Origin of the sequence: Novilysobacter longmucuonensis (genome assembly GCF_046600735.1) — a bacterium.
Taxonomy (GTDB): domain Bacteria; phylum Pseudomonadota; class Gammaproteobacteria; order Xanthomonadales; family Xanthomonadaceae; genus Novilysobacter_A; species Novilysobacter_A longmucuonensis.
Window position 1 is genome coordinate 366,990 of sequence record NZ_JBJMAW010000001.1, and the last position, 21,126, is coordinate 388,115.

At 68.1% G+C, this 21,126-nt stretch carries 20 protein-coding genes, 1 tRNA gene, 1 pseudogene and 1 riboswitch; of the genes and pseudogenes, 14 read left to right on the plus strand and 8 right to left on the minus strand.

Translation table 11 applies throughout. The features are described 5' to 3' along the window. Window positions 1-151 precede the first annotated feature (151 nt). Genes ACJQWM_RS01645 through ACJQWM_RS01655 form a run of 3 tightly spaced genes read left to right on the plus strand, consistent with a single transcriptional unit; the run spans window position 152 to window position 3,401 of the window. On the plus strand, window positions 152-625 hold the full coding sequence (locus ACJQWM_RS01645; RefSeq protein ID WP_332703357.1) for a hypothetical protein: 474 nt from the start codon (window positions 152-154) through the stop codon (window positions 623-625). Further along, window positions 622-2,145: a DUF7125 family protein gene (locus tag ACJQWM_RS01650; protein ID WP_332703355.1), complete on the plus strand. Its 1,524-nt coding sequence runs from the start codon at window positions 622-624 to the stop codon at window positions 2,143-2,145. The genes ACJQWM_RS01645 and ACJQWM_RS01650 overlap by 4 nt, the downstream gene beginning before the upstream one ends. Beyond that, window positions 2,142-3,401, plus strand: coding sequence for an ATP-binding protein (locus ACJQWM_RS01655; protein ID WP_332703353.1), 1,260 nt, complete (start codon window positions 2,142-2,144; stop codon window positions 3,399-3,401). Before ACJQWM_RS01650 ends, ACJQWM_RS01655 begins: the two co-directional genes overlap by 4 nt. Window positions 3,402-3,423: 22 nt before the next feature. Here ACJQWM_RS01655 and ACJQWM_RS01660 read toward each other — a convergent pair whose 3' ends face one another. From ACJQWM_RS01660 to msrC, 4 genes are all read right to left on the minus strand, one after another. Continuing rightward, the gene (locus ACJQWM_RS01660) at window positions 3,424-3,909 is read right to left on the minus strand and encodes a gluconokinase (RefSeq protein ID WP_411306626.1); all 486 of its coding nucleotides are present in this window, start codon (window positions 3,907-3,909) and stop codon (window positions 3,424-3,426) included. 610 nt (window positions 3,910-4,519) lie between these two features. Then, window positions 4,520-6,376: a TonB-dependent vitamin B12 receptor gene (btuB, locus tag ACJQWM_RS01665; RefSeq protein WP_332703349.1), complete on the minus strand. Its 1,857-nt coding sequence runs from the start codon at window positions 6,374-6,376 to the stop codon at window positions 4,520-4,522. 152 nt (window positions 6,377-6,528) lie between these two features. Further along, window positions 6,529-6,759, minus strand: a riboswitch (cobalamin riboswitch). Between the two features lie 258 nt (window positions 6,760-7,017). Beyond that, window positions 7,018-7,395 carry a TfoX/Sxy family protein gene (locus ACJQWM_RS01670; protein WP_332703347.1) on the minus strand — a complete coding sequence of 126 codons (378 nt, stop codon included), beginning with the start codon at window positions 7,393-7,395 and terminating at the stop codon, window positions 7,018-7,020. Next, entirely contained in the window at window positions 7,392-7,886 is a 495-nt protein-coding gene (msrC, locus tag ACJQWM_RS01675) for a free L-methionine (R)-S-oxide reductase MsrC (protein WP_332703345.1), read from the minus strand. Before msrC ends, ACJQWM_RS01670 begins: the two co-directional genes overlap by 4 nt. A gap of 44 nt (window positions 7,887-7,930) precedes the next feature. On the opposite strand from msrC, the gene bioD reads away from it, so the two are divergent. The 3 genes from bioD to ACJQWM_RS01690 all read left to right on the plus strand — a co-directional run bounded on the left by bioD (window position 7,931) and on the right by ACJQWM_RS01690 (window position 13,237). Next, the gene (bioD, locus tag ACJQWM_RS01680; protein ID WP_332703343.1) at window positions 7,931-8,617 is read left to right on the plus strand and encodes a dethiobiotin synthase; all 687 of its coding nucleotides are present in this window, start codon (window positions 7,931-7,933) and stop codon (window positions 8,615-8,617) included. Window positions 8,618-8,746: 129 nt separating this feature from the next. Beyond that, window positions 8,747-9,943 (plus strand): efflux RND transporter periplasmic adaptor subunit, encoded by a 1,197-nt coding sequence (locus tag ACJQWM_RS01685; RefSeq protein WP_332703341.1) that lies wholly within the window; start codon window positions 8,747-8,749, stop codon window positions 9,941-9,943. 207 nt (window positions 9,944-10,150) lie between these two features. After that, complete coding sequence (locus tag ACJQWM_RS01690) at window positions 10,151-13,237, plus strand: efflux RND transporter permease subunit (RefSeq protein ID WP_332703339.1); 3,087 nt, start codon at window positions 10,151-10,153, stop codon at window positions 13,235-13,237. A gap of 216 nt (window positions 13,238-13,453) precedes the next feature. Here ACJQWM_RS01690 and ACJQWM_RS01695 read toward each other — a convergent pair whose 3' ends face one another. The 3 genes from ACJQWM_RS01695 to ACJQWM_RS01705 all read right to left on the minus strand — a co-directional run bounded on the left by ACJQWM_RS01695 (window position 13,454) and on the right by ACJQWM_RS01705 (window position 14,828). Further along, window positions 13,454-13,897 (minus strand): phasin family protein, encoded by a 444-nt coding sequence (locus ACJQWM_RS01695; RefSeq protein WP_332703337.1) that lies wholly within the window; start codon window positions 13,895-13,897, stop codon window positions 13,454-13,456. 383 nt (window positions 13,898-14,280) lie between these two features. Then, a complete protein-coding gene (queD, locus tag ACJQWM_RS01700; protein ID WP_332703428.1) occupies window positions 14,281-14,634 on the minus strand; it encodes a 6-carboxytetrahydropterin synthase QueD in 354 nt (117 codons plus the stop codon). A 117-nt stretch (window positions 14,635-14,751) separates the two neighbouring features. Further along, window positions 14,752-14,828 (minus strand) — tRNA-Met (locus ACJQWM_RS01705). 130 nt (window positions 14,829-14,958) lie between these two features. On the opposite strand from ACJQWM_RS01705, the gene ACJQWM_RS01710 reads away from it, so the two are divergent. From ACJQWM_RS01710 to bfr, 3 genes are all read left to right on the plus strand, one after another. Continuing rightward, window positions 14,959-15,576 carry an RNA pyrophosphohydrolase gene (locus ACJQWM_RS01710; RefSeq protein WP_411306627.1) on the plus strand — a complete coding sequence of 206 codons (618 nt, stop codon included), beginning with the start codon at window positions 14,959-14,961 and terminating at the stop codon, window positions 15,574-15,576. Between the two features lie 116 nt (window positions 15,577-15,692). Then, entirely contained in the window at window positions 15,693-15,896 is a 204-nt protein-coding gene (locus tag ACJQWM_RS01715) for a (2Fe-2S)-binding protein (RefSeq protein WP_332703335.1), read from the plus strand. 166 nt (window positions 15,897-16,062) lie between these two features. Beyond that, window positions 16,063-16,533, plus strand: coding sequence for a bacterioferritin (bfr, locus tag ACJQWM_RS01720; protein WP_332703333.1), 471 nt, complete (start codon window positions 16,063-16,065; stop codon window positions 16,531-16,533). An 85-nt stretch (window positions 16,534-16,618) separates the two neighbouring features. Here the strand turns inward: bfr and ACJQWM_RS01725 are convergent, their stop codons facing one another. After that, window positions 16,619-17,212, minus strand: coding sequence for a DUF4126 domain-containing protein (locus ACJQWM_RS01725; RefSeq protein WP_332703331.1), 594 nt, complete (start codon window positions 17,210-17,212; stop codon window positions 16,619-16,621). 70 nt (window positions 17,213-17,282) lie between these two features. Between ACJQWM_RS01725 and ACJQWM_RS01730 the strand changes: the two genes are divergently transcribed. The 5 genes and pseudogenes from ACJQWM_RS01730 (at window position 17,283) to nudC (ending at window position 21,007) form a co-directional block, all read left to right on the plus strand. Further along, window positions 17,283-18,068, plus strand: a complete 786-nt coding sequence (locus ACJQWM_RS01730) for a DUF6776 family protein (protein ID WP_332703329.1) — start codon at window positions 17,283-17,285, stop codon at window positions 18,066-18,068. Window positions 18,069-18,072: 4 nt separating this feature from the next. Then, window positions 18,073-18,450 (plus strand): annotated as a pseudogene (locus ACJQWM_RS01735) (bactofilin family protein); the annotation flags it as partial. A 189-nt stretch (window positions 18,451-18,639) separates the two neighbouring features. Further along, window positions 18,640-19,389, plus strand: a complete 750-nt coding sequence (locus tag ACJQWM_RS01740) for a DUF6776 family protein (protein WP_332703327.1) — start codon at window positions 18,640-18,642, stop codon at window positions 19,387-19,389. Window positions 19,390-19,590: 201 nt separating this feature from the next. Then, the gene (erpA, locus tag ACJQWM_RS01745) at window positions 19,591-19,968 is read left to right on the plus strand and encodes an iron-sulfur cluster insertion protein ErpA (protein WP_332703325.1); all 378 of its coding nucleotides are present in this window, start codon (window positions 19,591-19,593) and stop codon (window positions 19,966-19,968) included. 7 nt (window positions 19,969-19,975) lie between these two features. After that, complete coding sequence (nudC, locus tag ACJQWM_RS01750; protein WP_411306628.1) at window positions 19,976-21,007, plus strand: NAD(+) diphosphatase; 1,032 nt, start codon at window positions 19,976-19,978, stop codon at window positions 21,005-21,007. Window positions 21,008-21,126: the final 119 nt, after the last annotated feature.

Consider the following 21,126-nt stretch of genomic DNA (forward strand, 5'->3'; position numbering starts at 1 on the left):
ATAAGCCCCATGCTCCTCATAAGCATGGGGCGCTCCTACAAAATCCCTGGGTCGGCTGGCTGCGTGCCATCGCCGCGCCGGCAGCCCGCCACGCGCGTGCGGCCGGGGTGGCGTACCCCTGACGTGATGAGCGAGCGAAGGCAGCCGGCGTATGATCAAGCATCAAGAATTCAACCGCGACGGCCCCGCCACACCTGTGGAAAAGCAGGAACACCAACGCATCGCCGCGAACCTGACCCATCGGGCCGAGAACGGCGCGGATGCCGAGCAGATCGCCGACGCGATCGTCTCGATCTGGCAGCAGATCGAGGCCGCTCTGCGTCCGATCCTCGGCCAGCGCGGCGTCGATTCGCTCTACAGGCGCAGCCTGCATCTTGCCGGATTGGCCCACCCATGGTTGGCGGGCATCCATGAAGGCCGTCCCGACGCGCTGGATTTCGAGGCGCTGAAGTCCGCGCTGGTGCAGCAAAGCAGCGCCGCCGCCGCGGCCGCAGGCGGCGCGCTGCTGCAGACCTTTCACGACTTGCTGGCCGGCCTGCTCGGTCCCGCGCTCACCGACCGCCTGCTGCATTCGGTGTGGATCAACTCGCCAAGCGGTGCATCCGCAGAGGACACCATTCGATGACGACCCGAGTGACAATCAACCGCCTGGCCACCGGGGTGCCGGGCCTGGACGAAGTGCTCGGCGGCGGCCTGCCCGAGTTCTCGTTCAACGTGATCGCCGGGGCGCCCGGCTGCGGCAAGACCACGCTGGCCCACCAGATGATGTTTACGCTGGCCTCCGCGGAGCGCCCGGCGCTCTACCTGACAGTACTCGGCGAGCCACCGATGAAGATGCTGCGCTACCAGCAGCAGTTCGATTTTTTTGACAACGAGGCGATCAACCGCCACGTGCATTTCGTCAACCTGAGCGACGATGCCGCGACCGGCAATTTCGACCGACTGCTGCGCCGCATCGTCTCCGAGGTCGAAGCGCACGCGCCGGCGGTGGTGTTCGTGGACTCGTTCCGCTCGATGGCGCGGGCGGGCATGGTCCAGAACGCCCAAGAGCACGACCTGCAGCAGTTCGTGCAGCACCTGGGCCTGCTGATGACCAGCTGGCAGGCCACCTCGTTCCTGATCGGCGAATATTCCAACGAGACCGACGCCAATCCGGTGTTCACCGTGGCCGACGGCATGATCTGCCTGCGCCAGAGCGTGCAGCGCAACTCGATGGTCCGCAAGATCGAGGTCATGAAGATGCGCGGCCAAGCGACGCTGCCGGGGCTGCACAGCTTCCGTATCAGCCCGGCCGGGATCAGGGTGTTCGCGCCGGCGTACATCGTGGATCCGGAGTGCGCAGGGGCGAGCCAGCACGCGCCCGAGACGCGTCTGTCGATGGGCATACCGGAGCTGGACAAGATGTTCGGCGGCGGCCTGCCCCAAGGCTTTTCGCTGCTGGTGGCGGGTCCTTCGGGATCGGGCAAGAGCATTCTGGCCGGTGCTTTCCTGGCAGCAGGCGCGGCGCGCGGCGAAACCGGCGTGATGGTCGCGTTCGAGCAGCATCCCAACCGCTCGCGGCAACGCGTGGTCGCTGAATTGATCGAAAGCGGCCAGGTCGGCCTCATCACCACCCGCGCGCCCGACACCTCGATCGACGAGATCGTGCACCGCATCACCGACGAGGTCCACCGAATCAAGGCGACCCGCGTGGTCATCGATTCACTCACCGGTTTCGAGCTGCTGGTCGCCCCGACCTTCCAGAGCGACTTCCGCGAATCGCAGCTGCGCCTGGTCACCGCGCTGGCAGGCGCGGGCGTCACCGTGCTGATGACCGCCGAGCTTGAGGACCGTTACAACGAGCTGCGCTTCAATCCGTTCGGCACCGCGTCGCTGACCGACGCGATCATCGTGCAGCGCTACATCGAGGTCGAGAGCCGGCTGCTGCGCGTGATGGCGGTGGCCAAGGTGCGCGCGAGCAACCACTCCAGCGAGTTGCGGCTGTACAGCATCGATGAAGACGGCATCCAGGTGGGCGAGTCGCTGCCCGACCAGGAGGGGCTGCTCGGCGGCAGACCGACCAGAAAACCGGACAAGCCGGACCGGTCGGTCACGGGGGCCAAGTCGGATCCCGAGGACTCCGGCCAGGCCGGCAGCTCGTCATGAGCCCGACCACTGGCCGCAACGACCACGCAGCCGACGAGGCCGCGCGCGAGCTGGCCGGACTACAGCACGAGATCGTGAAGGCGCGGGCGCAACTGGCCGGGTTGCAACGGCACGTGCGCGAGGCGCAGGCCCAGCGCGACCACGATCAGGTGCCGGCCACGACCGCGCGCCGGCACTCCGACACGACCGAGGCGAACACGCAACTGGCCGATGATCACGCGTTGGCGATGGCCACGCACGAACGCCGGCACTCCGCGAACAGAGAGGCGAACACGCAACGGGCGGACGATCATGCCGGCGCGATCGCCGCGCACGAGCGCCAGCACTCCGAGAACAAGGAAGCGAACACGCAGCGGGCCGACAATCATGCTGGCGCGCTTGCCGCGCACGAACGCCAGCATTCCGAGGACAAAGCGGCGCACACCCAATTGGTGGGCGACCACGAACGCGCAGAGGCCGCGCATGAAAACCAGCACACGCAGCAGCAGGAGGCCAACGCCCAGCTGGTGCTGGCCGCGCTCGGTGCCCAGGACCTGCAGGCCGCGGCCGAGCAGGCGCAGCGGCGCCAGACGGAGTTTCTGGCAGTGCTCGCGCACGAGCTGCGCAACCCGCTGGCACCGATCAGCAGCGCCGCGTCGATGCTGGGCATGGTCGGCTCGGATGACGACACGTTGCCGCGATTGCGGGAGATCATCGAACGCCAGGTGACGCACATGTCACGCCTGGTCGGCGACCTGCTCGATGTCTCGCGCGCCAGCACCGGCAAGCTGCGGCTCGAGCGCGAGACGGTCGACTTGGCCCGGATCATCGATCAGGCCATCGACGCCAGCCGGCCGGCGATCAAGGCGCGCGGGCAGCATCTGGACCTGCATCGCCCGGCTCGCGCGCTGGAGGTGCACGGCGACCCGGTCCGGCTGGCGCAGGTCCTGTGCAACCTGCTCGACAACGCCTGCAAGTACACGCCCAAGGGCGGCGAACTCGGGCTTTCGGTCGCGGTGGAGGGCGAGTCCGTCGTGATCACCGTGTCCGACAACGGCATCGGGATCAGCGCCGACGCCCTGGGCAACGTCTTCGAGCCGTTCGTGCAGGAGCCGCACGCCACCGGCTTCCACGGCGGCGGCCTCGGGATCGGGCTGACGGTGGTGAAGCAATTGATCGACGCCCATGGCGGCACCGTGACCGCCCGCAGCGCCGGCAGCGGCCAAGGCAGCCAGTTCGTGGTGACGTTGCCCATGCTCGACCCGGAGCACCTGTAGAGCCGAGCTTGATCGGCTGCTCCTACGCAATCCGGCGCAGGTTGGAGATCACCTGTTCCACGGTGTCCGCCACCGGCCCGAGCGGTCGCACGATGACCGCCCTTTCGTCCGCGGCCGGTGGCTGCAACGTTGCCAACTGGTCGTCCAGCAGCGATTGCGGCATGAAGTGCCCGCGGCGTCGGTGTATGCGTTGCATCAGCGTGTCGCGGTCGAGATCCAGGTGCACGAACACCATGTGCTCCGCAGCCCTGCGCAGGCGGTCGCGGTAGACGCGCTTTAGCGCCGAGCAGGCAACGACGATCCGGCCGCCGCCCGCGACCCGGGACGAGATGGCGCGTGCCACGGAGTCCAGCCAAGGTGCCCGATCAGCATCGGTCAGGGCGGTCCCGGCGGCGAGCCTGGCGCGGTTGGCGGGCGGGTGCAGGTCGTCGGCATCCATGAAATCGTGCCCCAGCCGCTCGGCCAGGGCGCGGGCGATGGTGGTCTTGCCTGAGCCGGACACGCCCATCACAACGATGGCCGATGGGATGGACGGCGGGGCGAGGTGGGGCTCCGGATATTCGGGCGAAGGACTCATCGGAAGTTCTCGCTCCGCGCTCCTGGTCCGGTGGATCAGGGACCATACGCAGGAGCGCGTGAGCACAGGTTGATCGCGTCCGGTGGGGCTGGGGCGTCGAGCCGCCAGCGCAGCGGAGCAAGCTCCGCCATACCCCCCGGTTCTTGTAGGAGCGCCCCATGGGCGCGATCGGGTTTCACCGCGTCGGCCCGAAAAGCATCGCGGCCATGGGCCGCTCCTACAGGTGCGACGACGCTGCGCGGGTGCAGCGGAGCAAGCTCCGCTCTACCCCCCGCAGTTTCGTAGGAGCGCCCCATGGGCGCGATCGCGGTCTACCGCGTCGGCACGAAAAGCATCGCGGCTATGGGCCGCTCCTACAGGGGACGATGCTGCACGGTGCCGTAGAGCCGAGCTTGCTCGGCTTTCGTGTTTGCCCGGAAGGTTCGTTGTGGCCGTGGCGGTGCAGCGGAGCAAGCTCCGCTCTACCCTCGGATTTGCGGGGCAACACCACATCGCACTCATCGCGGCCATGGGCCGCTCCTACGTCGAGGCGGTGCGTGCGTCAGTCCGCCGGCGCGTAGCGCAAGGTCAGGAACCACTCGCGCCCGGGCTGGTTGTAGAACGATGAGGTCTCGTAGTCGCGGTCGAACACGTTGGCCAGCCGCGCCTGCAGGGTCCATGCGGGCGCGAGGACGTACTCGGCACGCAGATCGAGCGTCGCGTAGCCGGCGAGCCTGCGGGTGTTGGCGACATCATCGAAGCGCGAGCCTTCCGCGACGCCGGTCAGCCCGACGCGCAAGGTGTCGAACGCCCGGTCCAGGTCGATCCGGGCGCTCTGGCGCGCGCGCCGCGGCAGTTCATTGCCTGCGTTGAAGCCGATGAGATTCTCGGTGTCGAGCACGCTGACGCTGGCCGCGATCGCCCACTGCGCGAGTTCGGCATCCAGCCCCAGTTCGGCGCCGCGCAGGCGCGCGCGTTCGATGTTGTTGGGCAGGAACAGACTCGCGTCATAGGCGATCAGGTCATCGACCTCGGTATCGAACCCGTCCAGCCGCCAGCTCGCGCGCTCGCCGCGCCAGGCCAGGCCGGCCTCCCAGGTGCGCGATTCCTCCGGGCGCAGCGCGGGGTTGCCGAAGAACGGGAAGTACAGCTCGTTGAAGGTCGGCGCCTTGAACGCGGTGCCGTAGCCGGCACTCACGCGCCAGGCGTCGGTGAGCTCGATGCCCCAGGCAGCACTGCCGGTGGTGGCGTCGCCGAACTGGTCGTTGTCATCAACTCGCAGCGCGAACTGCAACGACTGCATGGCAAACATACCTTGGTATTGCGCGAACGCGGCGCGGTTGCTGCGCTCGGTTTCGGCGTAGGTGGTGCTGCTGTCGACCCGGTCGCGCAGCCAGTCCAGCCCGAGCGTCAACAGCTGGTCGCGGGCCAGTCCGAAGTCGCCCTGCAGGGTGGCGCTGTCGCGGTCGGTGTCGAAGTAGCCCAGGAACGCCTGGTTCTTGAAGTTGTCGGAGGCATCGACATTGCGGCCGGCGGCCAGCTGCAGCCTGATCCGGTCCGACGGCGTCCAGGTGCTGCTGCCGCCGATCACCTGCTGCACGGTCTCGGAGCCGTTGGTGAAGTCGCCGTCGAACCGGGTTTCGCCCTCGGCGCGCAGCGCATGCAGGTCCAAGGCCAGGGTGTCGCCGGCCTCGATGCCGCCGCGCAGCGACAGCGACCGGTTGCGGTAGCCGTCGCGATCGGGTTCCGGCTCGGCGATGAAGCAACCGCCGGAGAACGGCGTCGGCGTGGCTACGTCGCAGGCGTCGATGCCGTCGGTGCGCTGGTAGGCCGCGTCGATGCCGAACCACGCCTGCCCGTTGCCGCCACCGAGGCCGGCGCTGGCCTCGCGGTGGTCGTGGCTGCCCACGGTGACGCTGGCACGCGGGTTGATGCCGTCGCGGTCGCGCCGGGTGAAGATCTGGATCACCCCGCCGATCGCGTCGGCGCCGTACAGGCTGGAGCGCGGGCCGCGCACGATCTCGACCCGGTCGATCAGCGCCAGCGGCAGGTTCTGGAACGACACCAGGCCAGAGGTCGACGAGCCCATCCGCACGCCGTCGACCAGCACCAGGACATGGTCGGACTCGCTGCCGCGCATGAACAACGTGGTGAGCTTGCCGGGCCCGCCCTGGTTGGAGATCGAAATGCCGGCGCGGCCGCGCAGCAGCTCGGGCAGCGAGCGCGCCTGGCTGCGCACGATGGCGTCGCGGTCGATCACCTGCACCGGCGCGAGTGCTTCATCGGCGCTGATCGCGGTGCGGGTGGCGGTGACGACGACCTCGTCGAGATCGAGCGCGTCGTCATGCGTCTGCGCGTGGGCGAAAGCGGGCAGGGCGAGCGCGCAGGCGGCGGTCAGCTTGAGAAGGCGGAACTGCATCGGTGGTTCTCCATCGCACGGAATCCCGTGCCGGTAGCGAGGGAAAGTCGGATGCAGAGGGAGAGAGGCCGCGAGATCGGGCGGACAGCACCGGCGTCGCCGCCGCAATGCCCGCCGCATCGCAACCAGTGGTGGGTGTGTCGGCGTTTGCCCAGACACCCCGCTGCAAGGCCGGTCTCCGGACTTGCAAGTGGAAGCGGTGATCCTGCTTCCGGCCGAGGCGCCTTCCCACGCTGCTGCGCAGTGGCGGATGCCGCGGCCTTGACTCGCTTACCGTTGCGGGGGCAGTGCCGGAATGTGCCGCGTGGTCGCGGCGGTCACCGGCTTCCCGTTTCAACCCGTTGGCAGACAGCCGCCGGGTCACCTTGGAGCGCGCGCAGTCTAGCCGAAAAGTTCGCCGCGCGCGGTGGCTTCTTGTTCCGGACGTTTGTAGGAGCGGCTTCAGCCGCGAGCTCTTGCTCCGGACTTTTGTAGGAGCGACGTGAGTCGCGACCGGGACTACGGCCGCGACGTGCATCGCGCCCATGGGGCGCTCCTACAACAGCGCCAGCCATCGTCGCGATCGGACGATGCTTCGGCGCACCGGTTGGGAATCGCGGCTGAAGCCGCTGCTGCGGGATCACGACGATCGTGAAATCAGCTCAATAGCGCCCGCTGCGGTAGGGCGCGTCCGGGTCCGGACGCGCTGCCACGGTGTCTTCGGTCAGCACGGTGGTGGTCACCGGCGAGGCGGCCGGCTTGTGGCGCGGTGGCGGCAACTGGGCAATGGCGGCTTCGGCTTCGCTGACCAGTTGCTGGCGGCGCGAGTCCTGGATTTCCTGCCAATGGCAGTCCAGCAGCGCGCCCTCGATGGCATAGAGCAGGTTCAAGGTCGGTTTGAAGCCCGCCCGCTTGACCCGCATGAACGCCTCGACCGCACCGATCTCGGCCAATTCCGGGTGCGTGCGCAAGCCGACCTGGCGCAGCCACGCGGCCGATTTGGGGCCGATATTGCGCAGCTTGGCAGTAGTGTCGCTCATGTCATGGACTCCATATAGGCTTGCGCGATTGCTTCCAGGCCGCGCTGGTCCTCGTCGTCGAAGCGATGCGTGCGCGGGCTGTCGATGTCGAATACACCGATGAGGTCGGGGCCGTCGGCGCCGTCGCGCACCAGCGGCACCACCACTTCGGACTGCGAGGCCGCATCGCAGGCGATGTGGCCGGGAAAGGCTTGGACGTCGTCGATGCGCTGGGTCCGCCGCGTGCTTGCAGCGGCGCCGCACACGCCCTTGTCGAGCGGGATACGCACGCATGCCGGCAAGCCCTGGAAGGGACCGACCACGAGCTCGCGCCCGTCGAAGAAATAGAAGCCGACCCAGTTCAGCTCCGGCAGCGCGTGGTAGACCAGCGCCGACAGGTTGGCGGCATTGGCGATGCGGTCGGGCTCGCCGTGCAGCAGCGCCCGTGCCTGCGCCAGCAACTGCGCGTACTGCTCCGGCTTGCTGCCGGTGAGGGTATTGGCGGCGAACATGGCCCGAGTGTAGCAGCGGGTCGCGCGGCGTTTACGATGGGGCGATGGACATCAAGAACGTATTCGTCACCGGCACCGACACCGGCATCGGCAAGTCCGTGGCCAGCGCGGCACTGCTGCACGCCTTGCGCGCGCGCGGCCTGCGCGCGGTCGGCATGAAGCCGCTGGCCAGCGGTTGCGAGCGCACCGCCGAAGGCTGGCGCAACGAGGACGCGCTGCTGCTGCAGGCGGCGAGTGATCCGCGCCCGGCCTACGGGGATATCAACCCGTATGCATTGCCCGCGCCGCTGGCGCCGGAACTGGCCGCGGCCGAGGCCGGCGTCGAGATCCGGCTCGAGCCGATCGTGCAGGCACATGCACGGCTTGCCGCACAGGCCGACTGCGTGGTGGTCGAGGGCGTCGGTGGCTGGGCGGCGCCGCTGTCGGCGACGCTGGACCAGGCCGACCTGGTCCGCGCGCTGTCGCTTCCGGTGGTGCTGGTGGTGGGCCTGCGGCTGGGCTGCATCAACCACGCGCGGCTGACCGCACAGGCCATCTGCGCTGACGGCGCGCAGCTGATCGGCTGGATCGGCAATGACATCGACCCGGGCATGGCCCGGTCCGGCGACACTTTCGCGTTGGTAGCGGAACGACTGCCAATCCCCTGCTGGGGCCGCTTGCCGTTCCGCGAGCGACCCGACCCGGCCGCGCTGGCGGGTGGACTGGTGCTGCCGGCGGCTCTGCCAGGCTGATCTGCCGAGCTGACCTGCCGGGCCGGCCTTCCGGCCGCTGCTGCCCATGACTCACGGCACGGGAGCGGATCGCGCCGGACAAGAGTAAACTCGTCGGTACAAGAAATCGAACACCTGCCGAGGCTCCCCATGCGCCGCAACCTGCTGTCCACCCGAGTGCCGTTCTCCAGAGGCCCGCTCACCGCCTTATTGATCGCCAGCATCCTGGGTCTTGGCGCCTGTGGCGGCGAGGATGCGGGCGGTGCTGGCGCAGCCGGCGGCCCGCCAGGGGACATGCAGTTGCCGGTGGAAGCGGTCACCGTGCAGCCGCAGCCGTTGTCGGCAGGCCTGCAGACGGTCGGCAGCCTGCGCGCCGACGAGTCGGTGGTGGTGCGGCCAGAGGTCGCCGGCCGCATCGACCGGATACACTTCACCGAAGGCGGCCGGGTCGAAGCCGGGCAACCGCTGTTCAGCCTCGATGCGAGCCAGGCCCAGGCCAGCCTCAACGAGGCCAGCGCCAACCTCGCCAACAGCCGCAGCGCCAACGAACGCGCCGAACGTTTGGCCGAGCAGCAGTTGATCGCGCGCTCGGACTACGACACCACCCGCGCCGTTCTGAGCGTCGACCAGGCGCGCGTGGCGTCGGCCCGCACCGCATTGTCGAAAATGACGCTGCGCGCGCCATTCTCCGGGCAGATCGGCCTGCGTGAGGTCAGCGTGGGCGAGTTCGTCAATGTCGGTCAGGACCTGGTCACGCTGGTGCGGCTGGACCCGATCGAGGTCGACTTCAGCGTGCCCGAGGGCGCGCTGCCGCGCATGCGCCAGGGCCAGCCGGTGCAGATCAGCATCGATGCGTTTCCGGGGCAGAGCTTCACCGGCGAGATCGTCGCGATCGCTCCGGTGATCGACCTCAACAGCCGCAGCGCACAGTTGCGGGCGCAGGTGCCCAACCCGGATTCCAAGCTGCGCCCGGGCCAGTTCGCGCGGCTGCAGGTCGACACCGGGCGTGGTTCGCCCGAGGCGCTGATGGTGCCGGAACAGGCCCTGATGCAGGAGGGCGAGAGCCGCTTCGTCTATACCGTGGTCAATGGCAAGGCGCACAAGGCGCCGGTCGAAACCGGCGTGCGCGTGCCCGGCGCGATCGAGGTGGTCGAGGGACTCAGTCCCGGCGATGTCGTGATTACCGCCGGGCAGGGCAAGCCGATGATGCACGAGGGCATGCCGGTGATGGTGTTGCCGCAGCCGGGTGAGGCTGCGGCCGCAGGACCCGGGGCGCCGGCCGATGACGCGGCGCCCGCACCGGCGGCGCCAGAGGATGCGGCCGAACCCGTAGCCGACACACAATAAAGCCCCTCTCCCGCCGGGAGAGGGTTGGGGGGTGAGGGTGCGGCGAAACGATGACTGCTGAACCATCGGCGCCATTAAAAGGCTGACGATCCAGGTCCAGCGCTTCACTAGCACCGCTCCGCCGCACCCTCATCCGCCCTTCGGGCACCTTCTCCCCAAGCGTTTCAAGGCGAGGGGAGAAGCGAACAAGCACAGAACGAGGCCCCCATGGTCCTGTCCGACATCTCCATCCGCCGTCCGGTCTTCGCCACGGTCATCAACCTGGTCGTGTTGCTGATCGGCATCATTGCCTACGACCGTCTGGCGGTGCGCCAGATCCCCAACGTCGACACCCCGGTGATCACGGTCAACACCGTGTATCCCGGCGCCAGCGCGCAGGTGATCGAGTCGCAGGTCACCCAGCCGATCGAGGATTCGCTGTCGGGGGTCGAAGGCATCGAGTTCATGCAGTCGGTCAGCCGCGAGCAGTCCAGCCAGGTCACCGTGCGCTTCCGCCTCGACCGCGACCCCGATGGCGCGGCCAGCGACGTGCGCGACCGCGTCGCCCAGGCGCAGCAGTTCCTGCCAGACGAGGTCGACCCGCCGATCATCCAGAAGCAGGAGGCCGACGCGCAGCCGATCATCTACCTGGCGTTCTCCTCGGACCGCCATTCGCGGGTCGAGATCGCCGATATCGCCGAACGCCTGGTCAAGGACCGCATCCAGACCATCCCCGGCGTCGCGCAGGCGCAGGTGTTCTCCAGCACCTACGCGATGCGGGTGTGGCTGCAGCCGCAGCGACTGGCCGGTTTCGGGTTGACCCCGGCCGACGTCGAGGCCGCGCTGCGCGCGCAGAACGTGGAGATCCCCGCCGGGCGCGTGGAGGGCAGCGACCGCGAGTTCACCGTGCTTTCGGAAACCGACCTGCGCACGCCCGAGCAGTTCGGCCAGGTCATTGTCGGCAACAGTCGCGGCGAGGCCGGCGGCAGTGGCTACCTGGTGCGGCTCAGGGACGTCGCGCGGATCGAACTGGGCTCGCAGGAGGAGCGTTTCCGCGCGCGCTTCAACGGTGTCAACGCGGTGCCGCTGGCGGTGGTCAAGCAGGCCGTCGCCAACCCGCTGGACATCTCCGAGGCGCTCGAGCAGATGCTGCCGCGGATCCAGCAGACGCTGCCGGACGGGATGAACATCCAGGTGGCGTTCGACAGCACGATCTTCATCGAGAACTCGATCCACGAGGTCTACAAGACCGTCGCCGAGGCGGTGCTGCTGGTGATTCTGGTGATCTTCCTGTTCCTGCGCAGCTGGCGCGCCACCCTGATCCCGCTGGTCACCATCCCGATCTCGCTGATCGGCGCGTTCGGGCTGATGTACGCCTTCGGCTTCACCATCAATACGCTGACCCTGCTGGCGATGGTGCTCGCGATCGGGCTGGTGGTCGACGATGCGATCGTGATGCTGGAGAACATCCACCGACACATCGAGGAAGGCATGCCGCCGTACCAGGCGGCGTTGAAGGGCAGCAAGGAGATTGGCTTCGCGATCGTCGCGATGACGCTCACGCTGGTCGCGGTGTACGTGCCGCTGGCGTTCTCCACCGGCCGCACCGGCAAGCTGTTCATCGAGTTCGCGCTGACCCTGGCCGGCGCGGTGCTGGTGTCGGGCTTCGTTGCGCTGACGCTGTCGCCGATGCTGTCGTCAAAGCTGCTGCGACGCGAGAAGCAGCACGGCCGCTTCTACGCGGCCGGCGAGCGCGTGCTCGGCTGGATGGACCGCAACTACCGCCGCGGCCTGACGAGCGTGCTTGCGGTCAGGGCGCGCTGGGTGGTGGTGGGCGTCGCCGCGGTGGTGTTCGGCGGCGCCTTGCTGCTGTTCACGCAGCTGCCCGACGAGCTGGCGCCGCAGGAGGACCAGGGCTTCATCATCGGCTTCGGCGTCGCCCCGGAAGGCTCGACCGTCGAGTACACCGACCGCTACGCGCGAATGATGGAAGCGCATTTCGCGCAACTGCCGCAGGTCGAGCGCTACTTCCAGATCGTCGGCTTCCCGTCGGTGACCAACACGATCGGGTTCGTGATGCTCAAGGACTGGGACCAGCGTGAGGTGTCGACGGCGCAGGTGCACGCTGGATTGCTCCCGCAGTTCATGGGCATTCCCGGGATCATGGCGTTCCCGAACCTGCCGCCGTCGCTAGGGCAGGACGGATTCGGCCAGCCGGTCAACTTCGTCGTGCAAGGTATGGGCAGCTGGGAGGAACTGGGCGCCACCGTGCAGCAGCTGATGGCGAAGATCGCCGAGAACCCGCAGCTGATTAATGCCGACAGCGATCTCAAGCTCGACAAGCCGCAACTGAAGATATCGCTGAACCGCGACAAGGTCGCCGCGGTCGGCAGCGACGTCGCCACGGTCGGCCGAACCCTGGAGACGATGCTGGGCGGTCGCAACGTCACCCGTTTCAAGCGCGGCTCGGAGCAGTACGACGTGATCGTGCAGGTCGAGGATGCCGACCGCCGCACGCCCGGCGACCTGTCCAACATCTTCGTGCGCGGCGGCGACGGCCAGATGGTGCAGCTGTCCAACCTGGTCGACGTCGAGGAAACCGTCGCGGCCAAGGAGCTCAACCACTTCAACAAGCTGCGGGCGGCGACCATCAGCGCCGGCCTGGCGCCGGGCTACTCGATGGGCGAGGCGCTGGACTGGATGGAGAGCGCACTGGCCGAGGTCGCACCGGATACGCAGTACGACCTGACCGGGGAGAGCCGCGAGTTCCGCGAATCAGCCAGCGATTTCAAGATGATCTTTGCGCTCGCGCTGATCTTCATCTTCCTGGTGCTGGCCGCGCAGTTCGAGAGCTGGGTCGATCCGCTGGTGATCCTGCTGGCGGTGCCGCTGGCGGCGTTCGGTGCGTTCCTGCTGCTGTGGCTGACTGGCGGCAGCTGGAACATCTACTCGCAGATCGGACTGGTCACGCTGGTCGGGTTGATCGCCAAGCACGGCATCCTGATCGTGGAGTTCTCCAACCAGTTGCAGGAGCAGGGCAAGAGCAAGCTCGATGCGGTCATCGAGGCCGCCGCGCGGCGCCTGCGCCCGATCCTGATGACCACCGGTGCGATGGTGCTCGGCTCGCTGCCCCTGGCGGTCGCGGCCGGTGCCGGCGCCGAGGCACGCAACCAGATCGGCCTGGTGATTGTCGGCGGCATGTCGATCGGCACCGTGTTCACCCTGTTCGTGGTGCCGGTGATGTACCTGCTGATCGGTCGCAACCACCAGAAGGCGGCAAATGAGCAGGCCGGGCTGGAGGCCGAGCGGAGCTGACACAACCCCTCCTTTGAAAAAGGAGGGTCGGGGAGGATTTGCTTCTTCGGCTTTTCGCTATTGCTGCAGAGACCAGTCGGGAGCAAATATCCCCCCAGCCCCTTTTTTCCAAAGAGGGGAGCGAAGCCGCCAGACTCACCCGCGCGCAGGCAACAAAAAAACCCGGCAGCCTGCGCTGCCGGGTTTCGTGTTCCTGCCGAAGCGGGAGAGAGAGACTTACTTGGTGCTGTTCTTCGCGGTCTTCGCCACGTCGGCGTAGGTCGCCTCGGCCTTGTCGGTGGCGGCCTTGGTGGCCTGCTCGACGTTCTCGCGAGTCGCCTTCGCAGCGGTCTCGGCCTGCGCCTTGGCAATCTGGGCGATCGCCTCGTTGGCCTTGATGCTGCGGCCCAGCACTTCCTGGCTGGTGCTCACGGTGCGCTCGATGTTTTCGCGCGCGAGCTGGGCGCCCTTGGGCAGCAGGGTCTTCAGGCTGTCGATGTCGCGGGCCTCGGCGGCCTCGCCCCAGAAGGCGAAGTTGGCGTTGACGCGCTCTTCCAGCGCCGCGACCTGCAGGCCGAACACGGCCGAGGCATTGTCGAGGGCCAGACGGTTGATCTGGGCGGCCGTGTCCGCGAACTGGCGGGTCGCGGCGGTGAACTGCTCGTTGAACTGCTGATACATGGCGGTCTCCTGCTCGGTTCGCCGACAGGGTTGTCGGTTTGTGCGGTGCAGCATAAACCGACGTTTGTTGCGATGCAACATCGCTGGCAGTCTGGCAGCTGAACGAGGCTCCAACCCCCGCCTTTTTGTAGGAGCGCCCCATGGGCGCGAGCGGAACCTCACGAGGCCTGCCCGAACGGCATCGCGGCCATGGGCCGCTCCTACAGGGGAGACTATGCCGGTCCTCGTAGAGCCGAGCTTGCTCGGCTTCGCTCCTGCCCCGGAAGCCCGTTGTCGTCGGGCCGTCGGCTTTTTGTAGGAGCGCCCCATGGGCGCGAACTGCAATCTCACGACCGCTGCCCGAACGGCATCGCGGCCATGGGCCACTCCTACAGAAGCCTGCCTCAACCGCGGTAGCGGCACCCCGACGTGCAGGTCTCGTGCACCACAACCTCGCTCAGCAGTGGCAGCGCCGGCTTGAGCCGATCCCAGATCCACACCGCAAGCCGCTCGCTGGTCGGATTCTCCAATCCCTCGATGTCGTTGAGGTAATGGTGATCCAACTGCTCGTACAGCGGCTTGAATGCGGCTTTGATCTCGGCGAAGTCCATCACCCAGCCCGACTGCTCGCCCAACTCGCCGCTCAGATGGATCTCGATCCGGAAGGAATGCCCGTGCAGGCGCGCGCACTTGTGCCCTTCCGGCACGTTCGGCAGCCGGTGCGCGGCCTCCAGGGTGAACGCTTTGAAGATGTCGATGGCGGCCATTGGCAAGTGTCCCGATTCGGGCGCGGCGGGAACGCCGTCGACGCGGCAAACGCGTTGAAACGTCTGGCTGCGAGCGGCGAAGGGCCGGAGAGGGGATTTCCGCAGGGATGGTGGCTATGGGTGGACTCGAACCACCGACCCCAGCATTATGAGTGCTGTGCTCTAACCGGCTGAGCTACATAGCCACGCGGAGAACCGCGAATTGTTCCTGCACCGCGCTCGCCTGTCAATCGCTGGCCGACTCGCTTGTCGTCTGCCGGGGGGCGTGGCAGAGTCGGAGCCAGTGACGCAAGTCTAAAGTCAGGAGTCCGCATCGTGATCGATCCGGACGGCTACAGGCCCAACGTCGGCATCGTCCTGATGCATCCGGACGGTCGACTGTTCTGGGCCCGCCGCGTACATCGCGATGGCTGGCAATTCCCGCAGGGCGGGATGAACACCGACGAGACGCCGCTCGAGGCGATGTATCGCGAACTGCGCGAGGAAACCGGGCTGCTGCCCGAACACGTCGAGGTACTCGGCGCGACCAAGGGGTGGCTGCGCTATCGCCTGCCGCAACGCGCGATCCGCCGCAACGACCGGCTGGTCTGCATCGGCCAGAAGCAGGTCTGGTTCCTGTTGCGGCTGGCCGGGGAGGAATCCGACCTGCGGCTGGACCTGAGCGACAAGCCGGAATTCGACCATTGGCGCTGGGTCGATTTCTGGTATCCGCTCGAGCACGTGGTGATGTTCAAGCGTGGCGTCTACGCCAGCGCGCTGCGCCATCTGGCGCCTTTTGCCCGTCACGTGGCCGGCACCCAGGCCGTGCCGGTGCCCGCGCCGGACCCGCGGGCCGGCTGGAACAACCGGCACCGCTCCCGTCCCCGGCCGGCCGCGCCGGCATGCGGCGGCAGCCACGCCGGCGGCAAGGCGGGCGATCCGGTCCCCGGTTGAGCGATTTGTCTCCAGGCGCCCCCGTCGGCGCCACGGATTGACAATCATTCTCATTCGTAGTCGAATGACCCTGCAGCCCGCCGGCTGCCTGTCTTCCGCCTTACGGCCGTCACCGCATGTACGTCTGCATCTGCAACGGAGTCACCGAGCGCGATATCCGCCAGGCCGCCGAGGCCGGCTGCCGGAGCGTGCCCGAGCTGACCATGCGCACCGGCGCGGGCGCCAATTGCGGCAGCTGCCTGGATACCGCCGCGGCGTTGCTTGAAGACACTCGGGGCGTGCGCGAACTGCCCGTGCCCATGCTGCAGCAAGCGGCTTAAACCTGGCCGGGCCGGAATCCGGCGGACTGAACCCGCCGCGGTGATCGCACCAGCCGCCGCTCCGGAAACGCATTGATTCTCGCCTGCGATCGCACTCGATTCGCGTTCCGCCATGGCGCGGGCGAAGGCGCTAGAGTGCCGCCATTGCAGGCAAGGGAGCACGGCGATGAAAGGCGAAGCCAAGGTCATCGAATTCCTCAACAAGGCGCTCTACAACGAGCTGACCGCGATCAACCAGTACTTCCTGCACGCCAAGATGCTGAAGAACTGGGGGTTGAAGGAACTGGCCGAGCACGAGTACCACGAGTCGATCGACGAGATGAAGCACGCCGACAAATTGTCCGAGCGCATCCTGTTCCTCGACGGACTGCCGAACTTCCAGGCACTGGGCAAGCTGCGCATCGGCGAGAACCCGCGCGAGGTGCTGGCCTGCGATCTCGCGCTCGAACTGGAAGCGCTGCCGTTGCTGCGTGACGCGATCGCCCATTGCGAGAGCGTCAATGATTTCGTCAGCCGGCAGCTGTTTGCCGACATCCTCGAATCGGAGGAAGAGCACGTCGACTGGATCGAAACCCAGCTCGCGCTGGTCGAGCGCCTGGGCGAGCAGAACTACCTGCTGAGCAAGATCGAGAGCTGAGCGAAGCAACCTCGGGGGAGGGGGAACGCCATCGTCAGCGGTGGCGTTTTCATATGCGAGTCCCGAGTCCCGGATCCGAAAACGATCACCATTTAACGGGCCGCGGCGCCCGCCGGAACAACCTGCGCCAGATCCACCAGATCACCAGCGCCAGGGTCAGCGTGATCGCCAGCACCATCGACAGCGCCAGCCACGGGTAGGCGAATACCAGCGCCAGTCCCGTGACCACCGCGACATCTTCGGTCACCGAGGCGGTCCAGTTGCTCAGCGGCTCCGGCGAGGTGTTGATCAGCACCCGCGAACCGGCCTTGACCGCATGGCTGACCAGCGCGGCGCCGCCGCCGATGGCGAGCGCGCCGGCGCCGAGGTCGCCCAGACCCTCGGCCTCGGGCGACAGCGTGGCCGCGGCCAGGAACGCGCCGGCGGGAATGCGCAGCAGCGTGTGCAGCAGATCCCAGCCCGAATCGACGCCGGGGATCTTGTCGGCGAAGAATTCGGCCACCGCCAGCGCGCCGGAAATGCCGAGCACCCACGGCGACGTGGTCACCTGCAGCGCCTGCGGCAGCTCGAGCCAGCCCAGCGCACCGGCCAGGCCGACCCCGAACACGGTCAGGTACACCCGGATGCCCGCCAGCCATGCGAGCACTACGCCAATTGCGAACAGGTGCGCATCTGTCATCGGGCGGCCCCGCTAGACTGGTGCCGGGAGTATATGGGGGGCCGGGGGTGCATGCCGCCGGCAGACAGTCATGAGCAATGCGCCACGCAAGGCACCGCCGAGCTTCGTCATCGTCCAGCGCCAGCCGCGCCGGCGGTGGCTGCTGTGGCTTGCAGTGGCCGTGGCCTGGGTGATGTCGCTGGCAGCGGTCTGGGCCAGTTGCGGGTACTTCGCGCCCGAGCGGCCCGCCGGCGAGAGCGCAGCGCTCCACCGCCTCCACCAGCAGCTTGGCCACTACCAGGAGCGCCATGAGGCGCTCAAGCAGCGCGTGGCCACCCTGAAGCGCTCCGACCAGATCAGCCGGGTCGCCAACAAGGAGATCCAGAGCGCACTGGCCGAACGCGAGGACGAGATCGCCGACCTGCGCGCCGATGTCGCGTTCTACGAGCGGCTGGTCGGCGCCACCGCGCCGAAGAAGGGGCTGAACGTGCATTCCAGCCGGTTCGAGCGCGAGGTCGGCGGCACCTGGCGCTATCAGATCGTGCTGACCCAGACCCTCAACCGCAACGCGATCAGCCTGGGCGAGCTGCGCTTCTCGGTCGAAGGCGTGTACGACGGCAAGCTGGCCAGCATCGGTTGGGACGAGCTGCACCAGAAGCGCGCGGCGCCGGGCCAGGACTATTCCTTCCGTTATTTCCAGCAGATCGAGGGCAGCGTCATGCTGCCGCCCGGGTTCACCCCGCAGCGCGTGCGCGTGTCGCTGCGCGGCGACGGTGCGGCGGTCGACCAGACCCTGGCCTGGACCACCAGCGACAACGGCGCGACCGCAAGCAGCGGCGACAGTACCAGCGACGCCATCACCAACAAGGACAGCTGAGACCATGTTCAAGAACAAACCGATCCCGCACGAAGGCCCGGTCGATACCCTGATCGGCCCCAACACCGTGATCCATGGCGACCTGCATTTCAGCGGCGGGCTGTACATCGAAGGCCGCATCATCGGCAAGGTGATCGCCGAGGACGGGCAACAGGCAATCCTCACCCTGGCCGAACCGGGCAGCATCGAGGGCGAAATCCACGCGCCGGTGGTGGTGATCAACGGCCAACTCAACGGCGACGTGCATGCCGGCGAACGGGTCGAACTGGCATCGAAGGCGCGCGTGCACGGCAATGTGCACTACAAGGTCGTGGAGATGAGCGCCGGATCGGTGCTGACCGGCCGGCTGCTCCATGTCGACAGCGCCAGGCTCGAAAGTGCCCAGCTCGACAGCGCCCATCTCGACAGCGCCCGCGCCGGCCGGCACCAGGTCGACAGCGTCAACGCGGAGCGGCCGGAGCGCGAAGCCCCGATCCGCTCGATCGGCGTCGGCTGAGCCTCGCCCCTGCAGGGGCGCGCCGGCCGGTCCCCGTCGCTTGACGCTGTCGCGGCCGGACCCTATACCGGGAGCATGAACGACGACGCGCGCGCACCAGCCCCCGGACCGGCCTCCGCCACTGCGACGCCGCTGTCGCGGAGGGGTCGGCTGACACGGTGGCTGGTCGTTCTGGTCGCGGTGGCGCTGTTGTTCGGTGTGTGGGGTGCCTGGCGGGTGCTTGCGCCCGCGACCGACGATGTCCGCGCCCAGCTCGCCGCCAGCGAGCGCGACCGCCGCGGGCAGTCCGACCGGATCGAGCATCTGCAGCAGCGGGTCGCGACCCTGGGCCGCTCCGACCAGATCAGCCGCGACGCCAACCGCGACCTGCAGAGCACCCTGGCCGAGCGCGACGAGGAAATCGCCGCGCTGCGTGCCGACGTCGCCTTCTACGAGCGTCTGGTCGGCTCCACCGAACAACGCCGCGGCCTGACCGCGCACGCCATCCGCATGCAGCCGCAGAACGGTGCCGCGTGGCATTTCACTTCCACCCTGACCCAGAACCTCAACCGCGGCGCGATCAGCGCCGGCGAGCTGACCCTCTCGATCGAAGGTACCCGTGACGGGCGCCTGCAGACGCTCGACTGGGACGCGCTGCGCCAGCAGGAAGACGCGCCGGGCGTGGAGTATTCGTTCAAGTATTTCGAGCAGCTCGAAGGCGACGTGTTCCTGCCCGAAGGCCTGACTCCGGTGCGGGTGAAGGTACGACTGGCGCCGGATTCGGGCGCCGCGGTCGAGCGGTCCTTCGGTTGGGCGCAGGTCGCCGGTGAGGGCGGCAGCGGCTAGGGCGGCAGCCGGGCCGGTCGCCGCCTGCCTAATTGCGGTTGCACGCACAGGGCGGCGGGACACCATCCCCACCCAACCCGCCCCTTGAAGGGGAGGGTTTCAGCGCTTGTGTCCTTCCCCTTCAGGCGGCGACGTGAACGGGTCGGGCCCGCAATGCGCCCGACGCTTGAATGCACGCCCCGCGCGCCCCATCCTGACCGGATGGAAACCACGCCGCTGCCCACCCTCACGCCCGACTACCAGTCGCTGGAACAACCGCTGCAATTCACCTCGGCCGCCGCGGCCAAGGTGGGCGAGCTGATAGCCGAAGAGGGCAACGCGGCGCTGAAGCTGCGCGTCTATATCCAGGGCGGCGGTTGTTCGGGTTTCCAGTACGGCTTCGAGTTCGACGAGGCCCAGGCCGAGGACGATCTCGCGGTGCGTACCGACGGTGTGACCCTGCTGGTCGATCCGCTCAGCCTGCAATACCTGATGGGTGCGGTGGTCGACTACACCGAAAGCCTGCACGGCGCGCAGTTCGTGATCCGCAACCCCAACGCCAAGACCACCTGCGGCTGCGGGTCCTCGTTCTCGGCCTGACATGTCCGTGTCCGCCACCCCCGGGCACACCGACTCATCCCCTACCGCCGGCGACGCGTTAGCGCCCGGCGCCGCCGGTACCGCGTCCAGCGCTCCTTTCGCATTCTGCGATGCCTGTGGCCCGGAGGCGCGGCCGACCGCGGCGCTGGATCGTGCCGACCACCTGCGCGGGGCGCCTGCCGCGCTGGCCGCGCTGTGGCCGCACGCGCGGGTGTTGCTGCTCGACCGTAACGGGCATGCACCGACCGATGCGGCGCAACAGTTGTGGGCGCCCGCCGGAGCCGAGATCGACAGCGCCGGGGTTCCCGCGGGCGCGGCGTTTCTCGGCGTTGATTGCGACGGACGCGGGTGGTTCGCGCTGGACGCCGAAGGCGCCGGAAAGACGCCGCACACACTGGACCTGCGCAGCGCGGCGGCGTTGTGGCCGGCGCGCGAAGCGGCCGCGTTCGCCCAGGCCCGTGCGCTGCAGCACTGGCGCGTGCGGCACCGCCATTGCGGCGCGTGCGGCGCGACGGTGGCGATCACGCGTGCGGGCTGGGCCGGCCGCTGCACCTCCTGCGCGCTGGAGCACTACCCGCGCACCGATCCGGCGGTGATCGTCGCCGTCGGCGACGGGGAGCGCCTCCTGCTCGGCCGTCAGTCGGGCTGGCCGGCGCGACGCTATTCGGTGATCGCCGGATTCGTCGAGCCCGGCGAGTCGCTGGAGCAGGCGGTCGCGCGCGAGGTGATGGAGGAGACCGGTCTGCGCATCCGCACCTGCCGCTACCTGGCCTCGCAGCCGTGGCCATTCCCGGGTGCGTTGATGCTGGGCTTCATCGCAGAAGCCGAGCCCGGCGAGCCGCAGGTCGGCGACGAGCTCGAGGAGGCGCGCTGGTTCAGCGTCGATGAACTGCATGGGGCACAAGCGCGCGAACACGCCGAGTACGGCTTGGACGACGGCGGCCCGTTGCTGTTGGCGCGCATCTCGATCGCGCGCTGGCTGATCGAGCAATGGCTGGCTGATGCCGGTCACGCCGACGCTGCCGCAGGCGCGACCTAGCGGCGCGATGCGCCGGCAGGTCGGACGACCAGTTGAACGGACGGCTAGAGCGACCCGCTAGAGCGGACCCGTTAGAGCGGACCCGTTAGAATCGGACGCACCCACCGGACGCTGAAAGG

Excerpts from the sequence above, each read along its gene's own strand:
- ACJQWM_RS01645 (WP_332703357.1), top strand. The coding sequence starts at position 152 with ATGATCAAGCATCAAGAATTCAACCGCGACGGCCCCGCCACACCTGTG.
- ACJQWM_RS01650 (WP_332703355.1), top strand. The coding sequence starts at position 622 with ATGACGACCCGAGTGACAATCAACCGCCTGGCCACCGGGGTGCCGGGC.
- ACJQWM_RS01655 (WP_332703353.1), top strand. The coding sequence starts at position 2,142 with ATGAGCCCGACCACTGGCCGCAACGACCACGCAGCCGACGAGGCCGCG.
- ACJQWM_RS01660 (WP_411306626.1), bottom strand. The coding sequence starts at position 3,909 with ATGGGCGTGTCCGGCTCAGGCAAGACCACCATCGCCCGCGCCCTGGCC.
- btuB (WP_332703349.1), bottom strand. The coding sequence starts at position 6,376 with ATGCAGTTCCGCCTTCTCAAGCTGACCGCCGCCTGCGCGCTCGCCCTG.
- ACJQWM_RS01670 (WP_332703347.1), bottom strand. The coding sequence starts at position 7,395 with ATGAGCGACACTACTGCCAAGCTGCGCAATATCGGCCCCAAATCGGCC.
- msrC (WP_332703345.1), bottom strand. The coding sequence starts at position 7,886 with ATGTTCGCCGCCAATACCCTCACCGGCAGCAAGCCGGAGCAGTACGCG.
- bioD (WP_332703343.1), top strand. The coding sequence starts at position 7,931 with ATGGACATCAAGAACGTATTCGTCACCGGCACCGACACCGGCATCGGC.
- ACJQWM_RS01685 (WP_332703341.1), top strand. The coding sequence starts at position 8,747 with ATGCGCCGCAACCTGCTGTCCACCCGAGTGCCGTTCTCCAGAGGCCCG.
- ACJQWM_RS01690 (WP_332703339.1), top strand. The coding sequence starts at position 10,151 with ATGGTCCTGTCCGACATCTCCATCCGCCGTCCGGTCTTCGCCACGGTC.
- ACJQWM_RS01695 (WP_332703337.1), bottom strand. The coding sequence starts at position 13,897 with ATGTATCAGCAGTTCAACGAGCAGTTCACCGCCGCGACCCGCCAGTTC.
- ACJQWM_RS01715 (WP_332703335.1), top strand. The coding sequence starts at position 15,693 with ATGTACGTCTGCATCTGCAACGGAGTCACCGAGCGCGATATCCGCCAG.
- bfr (WP_332703333.1), top strand. The coding sequence starts at position 16,063 with ATGAAAGGCGAAGCCAAGGTCATCGAATTCCTCAACAAGGCGCTCTAC.
- ACJQWM_RS01725 (WP_332703331.1), bottom strand. The coding sequence starts at position 17,212 with ATGACAGATGCGCACCTGTTCGCAATTGGCGTAGTGCTCGCATGGCTG.
- ACJQWM_RS01730 (WP_332703329.1), top strand. The coding sequence starts at position 17,283 with ATGAGCAATGCGCCACGCAAGGCACCGCCGAGCTTCGTCATCGTCCAG.
- ACJQWM_RS01740 (WP_332703327.1), top strand. The coding sequence starts at position 18,640 with ATGAACGACGACGCGCGCGCACCAGCCCCCGGACCGGCCTCCGCCACT.
- erpA (WP_332703325.1), top strand. The coding sequence starts at position 19,591 with ATGGAAACCACGCCGCTGCCCACCCTCACGCCCGACTACCAGTCGCTG.